The organism is Pseudomonas sp. PDM19, assembly GCF_014852215.1.
Classification (GTDB): Bacteria; Pseudomonadota; Gammaproteobacteria; order Pseudomonadales; family Pseudomonadaceae; genus Pseudomonas.
Genome location: NZ_JACVBG010000004.1, coordinates 634,214 through 646,329 on the forward strand (window position 1 = coordinate 634,214; position 12,116 = coordinate 646,329).

A 12,116-nucleotide genomic window follows, 5' to 3' on the forward strand; every position below is an offset into this window, starting at 1 on the left:
GCCCGGAGCGGGCCTCGAGACATCGCGGACGGAGTCCGCTCCTACGCGGATGCTGGCCCTGGCGTAGGAGCGGACTCCGTCCGCGATCGCTTGATCCGACTTCCAGATGCCATCCAGAGCGCGCATGTCGCCAAACTGCCGATCAATGACGCATTTTCGCTCTTAGCATTTGCCTTCAATGCTGCTAAATTGCGCGACCTTTCCGGCAGGGTCCTCCGCCGGGAATTGCGCAGCCCCTGCCTGAGTGGGGCGTCGCGGTCGGCGCCAGCCGGCCATTCGTTGACCTGGCCCGAAGAGGCCAATCCTGGGGAAACGCCCGGTGGTCAAGAAAGCATCCTCCCTGTCCGCCCTCGGCGGGCTCGTCTACTCCACTGATTCCGGCCGGCATTGCCCGGACTGCAATCAGCCCATTGGCGCGTGCATCTGCAAGCAGGCCGAGATTCCGGCCGGCGATGGCATCGCTCGCGTGCGTCGGGAAACCAAGGGCCGCGGTGGCAAGACCGTGACCACGGTGACCGGCGTGCCGCTGGCGGCCGATGCGCTGAAGGACCTGGCCACCGCGCTGAAGAAGCGCTGTGGCACGGGTGGCGCGTTGAAGGACGGCATCATCGAGATCCAGGGCGACCACGTCGACCTGCTGCTCGAAGAGCTGACCAAACGCGGCCTCAAGGCGAAGAAATCCGGCGGCTGAGCCGTCCTCCGCCGTCTGTCTCAACTGACAGGCGACTCTCCCCTGTCGAGAACGGGTTCCAGGCGATGCGCGCGCAGCGCTTCGCCGGCAAGCCCTTTCCCTAGATGGGAGATTTATCGGCGCGCCCTGGGCGTGTCGTCGGATTTTCCTAAACTTACCGCCAAGCCCGGCGGTCAACACGGCAACGTCACGAGGCCCGGCTAGGTTTACTCCACCAGGCCTTGACGACTCACCCGCACGCCGGGCGGGCGCCTGCACACATTCGCGCAATCTGAGGAGACCACCCCGCATGGCCGCTAGACGGACCCGCAAAGACGACGGCAGCAACTGGACCGTGGCAGACAGCCGCAGCATCTACGGAATTCGCCACTGGGGTGCTGGCTACTACGCCATCAACGACGCCGGTAACGTGGAAGTTCGCCCGCAGGGCGCCGATGCCCAGCCGATCGATCTGCATGCGCTGGTCGAGCAGCTGCGCGAGGCGGGCCTGTCGCTGCCGCTGCTGGTGCGCTTCCCGGATATCCTCCAGGACCGCGTGCGCAAGCTCACCGGCGCCTTCGACGCCAACATCGCGCGCCTGGAGTACACCAGCCGCTACACCGCGCTGTACCCGATCAAGGTGAACCAGCAGGAAGCGGTGGTGGAAAGCATCATCGCCACCCAGAACGTCTCCATCGGCCTGGAAGCCGGCTCCAAGCCCGAGCTGATGGCCGTGCTGGCGCTGGCGCCCAAGGGCGGCACCATCGTCTGCAACGGCTACAAGGACCGCGAGTTCATCAAGCTGGCGCTGATGGGACAGAAGCTCGGCCACAACGTGTTCATCGTGATCGAGAAGGAATCCGAGGTGCAGCTGGTGATCGAGGAGGCCGCCAACGTGGGCGTGCTGCCCCAGGTCGGCCTGCGCGTGCGCCTGTCCTCGCTGGCTTCGTCCAAGTGGGCGGACACCGGTGGCGAGAAGGCCAAGTTCGGCCTGTCCGCCGCGCAGCTGCTGTCGGTGGTTGACCGCTTCCGCGCCGCTGGCCTGGACCAGGGCGTGCGCCTGCTGCACTTCCACATGGGGTCGCAGATCGCCAACCTGGCTGACTACCAGCACGGCTTCAAGGAAGCCATCCGCTACTACGGCGAACTGCGCGCCCTCGGCCTGCCGGTGGACCATGTGGACGTCGGCGGCGGCCTGGGCGTGGACTACGACGGCACCCACTCGCGCAACGCCAGCTCGATCAACTACGACATCGACGACTACGCCGGTGTGGTGGTGGGCATGCTCAAGGAGTTCTGCGACGCGCAGGGCCTGCCGCATCCGCACATCTTCTCCGAGAGCGGCCGCGCGCTGACCGCGCACCACGCGGTGCTGATCACCCAGGTCACCGATGTCGAGCGCCACAACGACGAAGTGCCGAAGATCACCGACCTCGCCGAACAGCCGGAGATCGTCCAGTGGCTGGCCGACCTGCTCGGCCCGACCGAGGCCGAGATGGTCACCGAGACCTACTGGCGCGCGACCCACTACATGAGCGATGCCGCCGCGCAGTACGCCGAGGGCAAGATCAGCCTGGCGCAGAAGGCCCTGGCCGAGCAGTGCTACTTCGCCATCTGCCGTCGCCTGCACAACCAGCTCAAGGCGCACCAGCGTTCGCATCGCCAGGTGCTCGACGAGCTGAACGACAAGCTGGCCGACAAGTACATCTGCAACTTCTCGGTATTCCAGAGCCTGCCCGACACCTGGGCCATCGGCCAGGTGTTGCCGATCCTGCCGATCCATCGCCTGGGCGAGGAGCCGACCCGCCGCGCAGTGCTGCAGGACCTGACCTGCGACTCCGACGGCAAGATCACCCAGTACGTCGACGAGCAGAGCATCGAGACCAGCATGCCGGTGCACGACGTGAAGGAAGGCGAGGACTACCTGATCGGCACCTTCCTGGTCGGCGCCTACCAGGAAATCCTCGGTGACATGCACAACCTGTTCGGCGACACCGACTCGGTGAACGTCTACCAGAACGCCGACGGCAGCTACTACCACGCCGGCATCGAGACCCACGACACCATCGAGGACATGCTGCGCTACGTGCACCTGTCGCCCGAGGAGCTGATGACCCACTACCGCGACAAGGTCGCCGGGGCCAAGCTCACCGCGCGCGAGCGTACGCAGTTCCTCGACGCGCTGCGCCTGGGGCTGACCCGCTCGGCGTACCTGTCGTCCTGATCGGGCGGCTGGCTGCGTGATGAAAAGCCCCGCTTCGGCGGGGCTTTTTGCTTTTCGCAGGAGAGAGCAAGCTCGTTCCTGCGGGGATGCCTGGGGTTGTTCGGATCGTAGGGCGGATAACGCGCCAGCGTTATCCGCCGTGAGGCAATCGGCGGATAACCCGTTCCGGGTTATGCGCCCTACGGTCTGAGTCTGTTCGCGAGCAATAACGATGGCGTCCCCCTCGCCCCTACAGGGATGCGCTGGAGTTTCCGGCGGGGATGGTCCGGCTTCGTTCAGGCATCGCGCAGTTCGAATGAAGGGAACAGCGCATGCAGCTCCCGCCACAGATCGGGCGCGCCATGGGGCGCGGGTGTGGCGATCAGTTGGGGATCGAGCTGCCGGCCGCTGCGGGCCAACTGCACCACGAAGTTATCCACACCCATCCCGCGCAACCGCGTGGCCAGCTGACGCAGGCGCTCCAGGTCGAACAATTGCCAGTGCACAGTCGTGCGGCACTCATGGCCCACGCCGCTCCCCAGCAACAGCTCCAGGCTGCGCCAGTTGGCCTGCCCGCTGCGTTTCACGCAGGTTGTAGCGTCCATGTCCTCGGCCAGCCCCTTCACGTCGAAGCCGATCCAGTCGGCATGGGGCAGCGCGCGGGCGAAGGCCTCCGGGCGGATGCCGGCGCTGTGCAGCCCGCTGCGGAAACCCATCTCGCGCACGCTGGCCATGGCCTCCGGTAGCGCGTTCTGCAGCGTCGCCTCGCCGCCGCTGAACACCACGGCCTGCAGCAGGCCCTGGCGTCGCCGGAGGAAGGCGAGAATGGCGTCCCAGGGGATCTCCGCTTCGCCACGCGGCGGAATCAGTTCCGGGTTGTGGCAATACCGGCAGCGCCACGCGCAGCCCTGACAGAACAGCACGCAGGCGAGCAGGCCGGGGTAGTCGAGGGTGGTCAGGGGCACCAGGCCCCCGACCCTGAGCGCACTGCTCATCGCGTCTCGCGGAAGTGACGGCGCTCGCGGTGCTCGGATTGCTTGCCGGCGTTGAACGCCGTCACCGGGCGGTGATAGCCCATCACGCGGGTCCACACCTCGCAGCGCTGGCGCTGGCTTTCGGGCAGTTGGTTCGCGGTCATCGTGGTGCTCCTTTTTTTGCGGGGATGAATTTTCGGGGATGAAAGAGAAGGGGCTCAGCTGCTGCAGCAGTTCCTGCTGGCGGCTTTCTGCAGCGCGGCTTCGTCGCAGCGCGGACAGAACTCGTGTTCGCCGGCGAGGTAGCCGTGTACCGGGCAGATGGAGAAGGTCGGCGTCACCGTCAGGTAAGGCAGGCGGAAGCGTCCGAGGGCGGTGCGCACCAGGGTCTTGCAGGCCTCGGCGCTGGAGATGCGCTCGGCCATGTACAGGTGCAGCACGGTGCCGCCGGTGTATTTGCGTTGCAGGGCGTCCTGCAGTTCCAGCGCCTCGAACGGATCATCGGTGAGGCCCACCGGCAGCTGCGAGGAGTTGGTGTAGTAGGGCGCGTCCGGCGTGCCGGCCTGGAGGATGTCCGGGTGGCGCTTCTGGTCCTCACGGGCGAAGCGGTAGGTGGTGCCTTCGGCCGGCGTGGCTTCCAGGTTGTAGAGGTGCCCGCTGTCTTCCTGGAAGCGCACCAGACGCGCCCGCACATGGTCCAGCAGCGCCAGCGCCATCTGCCGACCGACCTCGGTGTGCAGGCCTTCGCGGTCGTCGGTGAAGTTGCGCAGCATCTCGTGCAGGCCGTTCACACCGATGGTGGAGAAGTGGTTGCGCAGGGTGCCCAGGTAGCGCTTGGTGTAGGGGTAGAGCCCGGCATCCATGTGCTGCTGGATGACCTTGCGCTTGACCTCCAGGCTGTCGAAGGCCAGCTCCAGCAGGTAGTCGAGCTGAGCGTAGAGGCCGGCTGCGTCACCGCGATGGCGGTAGCCCAGGCGCGCGCAGTTGATGGTCACCACACCCAGCGAACCGGTCTGCTCCGCCGAACCGAACAGTCCGTTGCCGCGCTTGAGCAACTCGCGCACGTCCAGTTGCAGGCGGCAGCACATGGAGCGCACCTGGTTGGGCTGCATGTCCGAGTTGAGGAAGTTCTGGAAGTACGGCAGGCCATAGCGCGCGGTCATCTCGAAGAGGCGCGTGGCGTTGTCGCTGTCCCAGGGGAAGTCGTGGGTGATGTTGTAGGTCGGGATCGGGAAGGTGAACACCCGGCCGTGGGCGTCGCCGGCCTGCATCACTTCGATGTAGGCGCGGTTGATCAGGTCCATCTCGGCCTGCAGCTCGCCATAGGCGAAGGGCATTTCCACGCCGCCGACGTAGGGAATCTGCTCGCGCAGGTCTTCCGGGCAGACCCAGTCGAAGGTCAGGTTGGTGAAGGGCGTCTGGGTGCCCCAGCGCGAGGGCACGTTGAGGTTGTAGATGAACTCCTGCAGCGCCTGGCGCACCTGTTGATAACTCAGGCTGTCGTTGCGCACGTAGGGCGCCAGGTAGGTATCGAAGGAGCTGAAGGCCTGGGCGCCGGCCCATTCGTTCTGCAGGGTGCCGAGGAAGTTGACCATCTGCCCCAGCGCGCTGGACAGGTGCTTCGGCGGCCCGGCCTCGACCCGCCCCGGCACGCCGTTCAGGCCTTCGCTGAGCAGGGTTCGCAGCGACCAGCCGGCGCAGTAGCCGGCGAGCATGTCGAGGTCATGGATGTGCAGGTCGGCCTCGCGGTGGGCGACGGCGATGCCTTCGCTGTACACCTCGTCCAGCCAGTAGTTGGCGGTGACCTTGCCGGACACGTTGAGGATCAGCCCGCCCAGGGAATAGCCCTGGTTGGCGTTGGCGCGTACCCGCCAGTCCTCCCGCGAGAGGTATTCGTTCATCGACGCGGCGACGTCCACCAGTGTCTTGCGCTCGCGGCGCAGGCGGCCGTGGCGTTCGCGGTAGACGATGTAGGCGCGGGCGGTGGGGTAGTGTCCGGCTTCCATCAGGGCGCGCTCGACGACGTCCTGCACCTGCTCCACGTCCAGGTCGTTCCGGGCCGGCAGGCGGGCCAGCACGCGACGGGTCAGCTCTCCGGCGTGGGGCGCGGTGAACTCGCCGCTGGCCTCGCCAGCGGCGGCGATGGCGCGTTCGATCTTGCTCGGGTCGAAGGCGGCGGAGCTGCCGTTACGCTTGCGCAGGCTGGCGGGAAGAGTGGCGGTCCGTGTCAGGGGCATTGGCTTGATTCCACAACATGCTGTGTCCCGAGTTATTCAAGACAACAAGATGTTGTGGGAATCTAACGGCATTGCCCGTAGGAAAATTGACCTCGGTCAACGTCGAGCGTCAGTCAATTTTTGCCATCGGAGGTATTGACCGGCACACCTCCCGGAATCAGCCGAGCAAGGTCGCCAGCCGCTCTGCCAGACGCCCGGCAAGGTGCTCGTCGGTGACATTGGTGAAACTCATGATCAGCGCCGGTTCGCGCCTGGCCTCCACGCACCAGGCGTTCAGCGCCTGCAGGCCGAGCCCCTCGGCATGGGCACGGCGGGCGACGGCGAGGTCGTCCTGGTCCAGCGCGCCGATCAGGTGCAGGCCCCCGGGCGTGTCGGCGAAGCGCAGGCGCTCGCCGAGGCGCTCCTCCAGCGCGCTGCGCAGCCACTGGCGGCGCTGGGCGTAGAGCGTGCGGGTGCGCTTGAGGTGGCGGGCGAAGTGGCCTTCCTGCATGAAGTCGCACAGGGTCGCCTGCAGCAGCTCCGCGCAGCCGGAGGAAAACACCTGCTGGGTGCGCACGAAGTCCTCCACCAGATGCGCTGGCACCACCAGATAGCCCAGGCGCAGGGCGGGGTAGAGCACCTTGCTGAAGGTGCCGGTGTAGAGCACGTGGCCGGCGCGGTCGAGGCTCTTCAGCGCCGGCAGCGGGAAGCCGGCGTAGCGGTACTCGCTGTCGTAGTCGTCCTCGACTATCCAGGCGCCGTTGCTGGCCGCCCAGTCCAGCAGGGCCAGGCGGCGCGGCAGGCTGAGCGCAACGCCGGTGGGACTCTGTTGCGACGGCGTGACCAGCGCAAAGCGCGCCTCCGGCGCGCGGGTGATGCCGTCTTCCACGCGCAGGCCATCGGCGTCCACCGCGATGGGCACTGGCACGCCGCCGGCCCGGCGCAGCAGTTCGCGGCCGCGCGGGTAGCCGGGATCTTCGTGCCAGAAGCGCTGGCCGGGTTCGAGCAGGGTGCGGCTGATCAGGTCCAGCGCGCCCTGGTAGCCGGCGCAGATGAATACCTGCTCCGGGGCGCAGACGATGCCGCGGGAAATCCCCAGGTAGCCGGCGACGGCCTCGCGCAACGGCCCGTAACCGCAGGGCTCCGGGTAGGCCAGCATGGACGCGCTCTGCTGGCGCAGACGTCGCGCACACAGGCGCGCCCAGAGTGCGCGGGGGAAGGCATCCAGCGCCGGCACGCCGAGCTGGAACGGTCGCAGGGTCGGGCCGTGGGCGATCAGGCCGGGCAGGCTGCGTTCCACCGTCGCGGGCTCGACCGGCACCGGTGGTGCGGAGCTGGTGCGTCCCGCCAGCTGAGGCGAGACCACGGTGCCCGCCGGTCCGCGCGCCAGCAGGTAGCCCTCGCTGGTCAGCAACTGGTAGGCCAGCTCCACCGTGCCGCGCGCCACGCCCAGTTCGCCGGCCAGCCCCCGCACCGGCGGCACGCGCTCGCCCGGGCGTAGCGCACCACGGCTGATGGCATCGCGGAAGCGCTCGTAGAGCTGGCGGTAGATCGGCAGTTCATGGCTCGGGTCCAGCGGTTGGCGGAACGAATCGAAGGGCGCGGTCATGGCCTGTCCGAGTAGGCGATTAATCCGGAAGACGACTATGCCATGACCGGTATCAAGGCGTCCCGGCGGCCGCGATGCACGATCAGCGTCTAGGCTTGCAGGCAGTGTTGAAAAGCCGGCGCCGCGACTCCATCTGTTGTCGCAGAAGCCCGTTTTTTCCACCTGTTCGCCTCGCAGTGCGCGCAGCGGCTCCGGCTGCCCGCGCGAATTCCCCGTGTCCCAGGCGCCGACAGGTCCAACGCATGTGAGGAGTGACCGTTACCGATGGAATTCAAGGACTATTACGCCGCGCTCGGGGTCGAGCCCGACGCCGACGAGAAGGCGATCAAGACCGCCTACCGCAAGCTCGCGCGCAAGTACCACCCGGACGTCAGCAAGGAGCCGGACGCCGAGACGCACTTCAAGGAAGTCTCCGAGGCCTACGAAGTGCTGAAGAGCCCGGAGAAGCGCGCCGAGTACGATGAACTGCGCAAGTACGGCGCGCAGGGGCCGCAGTTCGAGGCGCCGCCCGGCTGGCAGCCGCGCGGTGGTTTCGACGGCCCGTCGCCGGGGCACGAGCAGGACTTCAGTGACTTCTTCGAGCAGATCTTCGGCGGCCGCGCCGGCGGCTCCCACGGTGGCTTCGGCGGTGCGCGCCAGCCACAGGCCCACCGTGGCCAGGACGTGGAGATGGAGGTCCCGCTGTTCCTCGAGGAAACCCTTTCCGGGGACAGCCGGCCGATCAGCTTCAGCCTGCCCAGCTACGACGAATACGGCCGCAAGCTGCCGCCGCAGAACAAGACGCTGAACGTGAAGATCCCCGTGGGCACCGCCGACGGCGAACGCATCCGCCTCAAGGGGCAGGGCGCGCCGGGTATCAACGGCGGGCCGGCGGGCGACCTGTACCTGGCTATCCGCCTGGTGCCGCACCCGGTGTTCGACGTCGACGGCCGCGACCTCGTCGTCACCGTGCCGGTGGCGCCGTGGGAAGCGGCGCTCGGCGCCAAGGTGGAAGTGCCCACGCTGGGCGGGCGGATCAACCTCGGCATCCCGGCCAACAGCCAGGCCGGCCAGCGCCTGCGCATCAAGGGCAAGGGCCTGCCGAACAAGGGAGAGGCCGCCGCTGGCGATCTCTATGCGGTGCTCAAGGTGGTGATGCCGAAGACGGCAGACGAAGCGACCCGCAAACTCTGGGAAGAACTGGCTGCCAAGGCGGCCTTCGACCCCCGTGCCGATTGGGGTAAACGCGCATGACGACGACAGTGATGGTGGTGGACCTCGACGAGCTCTGCCAGTCGGTGAATCTCCCCCGCGACGTGCTCGTCGAGATCGTCGAGGTGGGTATCGTGGAGCCCCGCGAACAGCGCGCCGGGCACTGGGTCTTCGATTACCAGGCGGTCAGCGTGGTGCGCCGTGCGGTCCGATTGCGCCGCGAGTTCGAGCTGGACTGGCCGGGCATCGCCCTGGCGCTGCGCCTGCTGGACGAGGTGGACGAACTGCGCGCGGAGAACCGTTACCTGCGCCAGCGCCTGGCGCGCCTGCTGGAGGACTGAGCTGCTGAGTTACTGGGCGCTGGTCGCCGCAGTAGCGGCGTTCAGCGGGATGAACTGGAACAGGCCCAGCAGCGGTGCGGCGAGTATGCCCTGCACGTAGTTGATCCCGCTGCGTCGCAGGCTCTCGTGGGTCATCTGTGCCAGCAACTCCAGCCGGCCGATCATGCGGCCGAACTCGCGCTCGAAGTACAGGTTGCGGCCGGCGGCGCTGATCTCGTTGGACAACAGCAGCGGCTGGCCCTGCTCGTCGGTGCGGCTGGCCAGCAGCCAGGCCGCTACCTCGATGTTCCAGGCCGCATTGGCGGTCATCTGCGAGTTCAGCCCGCTGAGCAGGTGCTGGGTATCGGTGTCGCCATACAGTTCGTAGAGCATGCTGCCGAGCCCGTAGATCAGCGCTCCGGCACGGTCGCCCTGGAACTCCGCGTCAAAGGCCAGGGGCAGGGCAGCCACCGATTGCCTGCCGCCCAGGCCGGGCAGCGGCTGCTGGTTGCGGATGGCGTCCATCACCTGCTGGTGGGCTGCATCGCGTGAGGCAGCGCCGGTTTTCTTCCATTCCCGCGGGTTGCGCTTGTAGAGCTTGTCGAGCAGCAGCGACAGGCTGTCCAGGTTATCGCGCATGGCCAGGTTGGCGGCGCGGTTGGCGTCGTTCTGCAGCATCTGCCCGGAGCTGAAGCCCACACCGTCGACGTCCTTCTTCACCGGCGGCGAAGTACAGCCGGCGAGCAGGGTGAGGGCAAGGAAGTGCAACAGAAGGTGGCGCAGCATCGACGGTCCGGGCGCGGGAAGCGGGCCTGAACCTTGGCGTGAGAAGGGGCGTGGAGCCAGCCGCAATGATGGCCAACGCCGGGTGTCGTAGCGGCCTGCGACGGGCTGCTCAGAATGGCGGGGGGAAAGCGCCGGCGGATGCCGGCGCGTGGGCAGATCAGCGTGGCTGGTTCTGCACGATCCAGCCGGAGAAGGCATCGATGATGCTCTTCAGGAAGGGCTCGGTCTTCTCCGACAGCTTGCCGGATTCATCGAAGAAGCCGCCGGCGCCGCCCAGGTAGGCTTCGGGCTGCTGCAGCACGGGCATGTTGAGGAACACCAGCGACTGGCGCAGGTGGTGGTTGGCGCCGAAGCCGCCGATGGCGCCCGGCGAGGCACTGACCACGGCGCAGGGCTTGGCATTCCAGGCGCTCTTGCCGTAGGGGCGCGAGCCGACGTCGATGGCGTTCTTCAGCACGCCGGGCACCGAGCGGTTGTACTCGGGGGTGACGAAGAGCACCGCATCGGCGCGGGCGATGCGCTCGCGGAAGGCGGTGTAGCTGGCGGGCGGGGTGCCCACGTCGAGCTCTTCGTTGTACAGCGGCAGGTCGCCGATCTCCACGATTTCCAGCTTCAGGTTGGCCGGCGCCAATGCGGCGAATGCCTTGGCGATCTTGCGGTTCAGGGATTCCTTGCGCAGGCTGCCGACGACAACGGCAACATCGAAGACTTGGCTCATGGCGACTCCTAGGGATCGGGGTAGTGAGCCGTTTGTTATAGACGATGAGCGTGACATTGCGTGGACATGGATCAAGGTTCGGCAATCATGTCCCAGTTGTTCTGAATGATCTTGGCTCTGTGGGGTGGGGCATTGCATCACTAGAGTGGCGACATGTCCCAGCCGCCCGATTCGAGGTCCCCATGTGCATGAAAGTCTTCTTCGCCGGAGCCAGCGGTGCCATCGGCCAGCGCCTGCTGCCGATGCTGCTGGAGCGTGGTTATCAGGTGCTGGCAATCAGTCGCTGCGCGCAGCGAGCCGCCGCTCTGGAGGCCGCGGGAGCGCGGGCGCTGGTGCTGGATGTCTATGACGCGCAAGCCCTGAGTGCCGCCATGCGGCAGTTCCAGCCGCGCTGGGTGATCCACCAGCTCACCGACCTGCCCGCCGGCCTCGACCCTGCCCTGATGCCCGCCGCCCAACCGCGCAACGCGCGGGTTCGCCGCGAAGGTACTGCCAACCTCGTGGCAGCAGCTCGCGCCGCTGGCGTCGAGCGCATGGTGGCGCAGAGCATCGCCTGGGCCTACGCGCCAGGTGAGCTGCCGCTGCACGAGGAACAACCGCTGGACCTGGGGGCCGAAGGCCCGCGCGCCATCAGCGTCGGCGGCGTCGCCGCGCTCGAACAGGCGGTGCTCGGTGCGCGGCCGATGGAGGGCATCGTGTTGCGTTACGGCCGACTCTACGGGCCGGGTACGGGAGCCGATGCGGCAGACCCGAGGCTGGCCGTGCATGTGGACGATGCCGCCCGCGCCGCCCTGTTGGCGCTGGAGTGGGGCGCGCACGGCGCCTACAACATCGCCGAACAGGACATCGAAGTCAGCTCGGCCAAGGCGCGCCATCGCCTGGGCTGGCAGTCGGGCTTTCGCCTGACCGGTGGACCGGCGTGAACCGCGCGTCCGGGCATGAGGCTCGGACCGGTCTGGTGCTGGTCATTGCCCTCAGCGCTGGCGCACTGCTCTGGCAGCCCTGGTCGCGGCCGCTGGTGAGCCTGGCGCAAAGCCATGCCGGGGCTTCAGCTGGCGCGCGGCCGAGCACTCAGGTGAAGCGCCTGTCCTGCGAGCCGCTGGCCGACATGCCCGGCAAGGTCGTGACCACGCTGCAGGTGGACTTCCCGCCCAACGGCTACACCCCGGCGCACCGCCATCCCGGCGCGGTGACCGCCATCGTGCTCAGTGGTCAGGTGCGCTCGCAGATGCAGGGCCTGCCGGCGCAGACTTACCGCGCGGGCCAGACCTGGTTCGAGCCCAGCCGCGAGCTGCACCTGTTCGCCGAGAACCCCAGCGCCAGCGAGCCTGCGCGCCTGCTGGCAGTGATTGTCAGCGACGAGCATTGCGGCCCGCTGGTGATCCCCGAACCGACCGCCGCCCACCGCCATTGATGCTTCGCGAAAGGA

At 67.5% G+C, this 12,116-nt stretch carries 12 protein-coding genes; 6 read left to right on the forward strand and 6 right to left on the reverse strand.

Annotation, left to right across the window (positions count from 1 at the left end; genetic code table 11):
• The first annotated feature begins 319 nt into the window (after positions 1 to 319).
• Together IB273_RS25100 and speA are read left to right on the forward strand one after the other, a co-directional pair.
• Complete coding sequence (locus tag IB273_RS25100; RefSeq protein WP_015479046.1) at positions 320 to 691, forward strand: translation initiation factor Sui1; 372 nt, start codon at positions 320 to 322, stop codon at positions 689 to 691.
• 289 nt (positions 692 to 980) lie between these two features.
• Positions 981 to 2,894, forward strand: a complete 1,914-nt coding sequence (speA, locus tag IB273_RS25105) for an arginine decarboxylase (RefSeq protein ID WP_192225271.1) — start codon at positions 981 to 983, stop codon at positions 2,892 to 2,894.
• Between the two features lie 275 nt (positions 2,895 to 3,169).
• Here speA and IB273_RS25110 read toward each other — a convergent pair whose 3' ends face one another.
• The 4 genes from IB273_RS25110 to IB273_RS25125 all read right to left on the reverse strand — a co-directional run bounded on the left by IB273_RS25110 (position 3,170) and on the right by IB273_RS25125 (position 7,672).
• Complete coding sequence (locus IB273_RS25110) at positions 3,170 to 3,868, reverse strand: anaerobic ribonucleoside-triphosphate reductase activating protein (RefSeq protein WP_192225272.1); 699 nt, start codon at positions 3,866 to 3,868, stop codon at positions 3,170 to 3,172.
• Positions 3,865 to 4,011, reverse strand: a complete 147-nt coding sequence (gene nrdD, locus IB273_RS32010; protein ID WP_015479043.1) for an anaerobic ribonucleoside-triphosphate reductase — start codon at positions 4,009 to 4,011, stop codon at positions 3,865 to 3,867. The genes IB273_RS25110 and nrdD overlap by 4 nt, the downstream gene beginning before the upstream one ends.
• Before the next feature lie 54 nt (positions 4,012 to 4,065).
• On the reverse strand, positions 4,066 to 6,084 hold the full coding sequence (locus IB273_RS25120; protein WP_192225273.1) for a ribonucleoside triphosphate reductase: 2,019 nt from the start codon (positions 6,082 to 6,084) through the stop codon (positions 4,066 to 4,068).
• 157 nt (positions 6,085 to 6,241) lie between these two features.
• Positions 6,242 to 7,672 (reverse strand): PLP-dependent aminotransferase family protein, encoded by a 1,431-nt coding sequence (locus IB273_RS25125; protein WP_192225274.1) that lies wholly within the window; start codon positions 7,670 to 7,672, stop codon positions 6,242 to 6,244.
• Positions 7,673 to 7,936: 264 nt separating this feature from the next.
• Here IB273_RS25125 and cbpA point away from each other — a divergent pair, with 264 nt between their 5' ends.
• Together cbpA and IB273_RS25135 are read left to right on the forward strand one after the other, a co-directional pair.
• Entirely contained in the window at positions 7,937 to 8,905 is a 969-nt protein-coding gene (gene cbpA, locus IB273_RS25130) for a curved DNA-binding protein (RefSeq protein ID WP_192225275.1), read from the forward strand.
• Positions 8,902 to 9,204 carry a chaperone modulator CbpM gene (locus tag IB273_RS25135; protein ID WP_225594885.1) on the forward strand — a complete coding sequence of 101 codons (303 nt, stop codon included), beginning with the start codon at positions 8,902 to 8,904 and terminating at the stop codon, positions 9,202 to 9,204. The genes cbpA and IB273_RS25135 overlap by 4 nt, the downstream gene beginning before the upstream one ends.
• A 9-nt stretch (positions 9,205 to 9,213) precedes the next feature.
• Here the strand turns inward: IB273_RS25135 and IB273_RS25140 are convergent, their stop codons facing one another.
• Both IB273_RS25140 and IB273_RS25145 read right to left on the reverse strand, forming a co-directional pair.
• A complete protein-coding gene (locus IB273_RS25140; RefSeq protein ID WP_192225276.1) occupies positions 9,214 to 9,969 on the reverse strand; it encodes a hypothetical protein in 756 nt (251 codons plus the stop codon).
• 157 nt (positions 9,970 to 10,126) lie between these two features.
• Complete coding sequence (locus tag IB273_RS25145) at positions 10,127 to 10,687, reverse strand: NADPH-dependent FMN reductase (protein WP_081515628.1); 561 nt, start codon at positions 10,685 to 10,687, stop codon at positions 10,127 to 10,129.
• Positions 10,688 to 10,869: 182 nt separating this feature from the next.
• Between IB273_RS25145 and IB273_RS25150 the strand changes: the two genes are divergently transcribed.
• Positions 10,870 to 11,610 carry an NAD-dependent epimerase/dehydratase family protein gene (locus IB273_RS25150; protein ID WP_192225277.1) on the forward strand — a complete coding sequence of 247 codons (741 nt, stop codon included), beginning with the start codon at positions 10,870 to 10,872 and terminating at the stop codon, positions 11,608 to 11,610.
• Positions 11,607 to 12,101, forward strand: a complete 495-nt coding sequence (locus IB273_RS25155) for a cupin domain-containing protein (protein WP_192225278.1) — start codon at positions 11,607 to 11,609, stop codon at positions 12,099 to 12,101. Before IB273_RS25150 ends, IB273_RS25155 begins: the two co-directional genes overlap by 4 nt.
• The last annotated feature ends 15 nt before the right edge of the window (positions 12,102 to 12,116 follow it).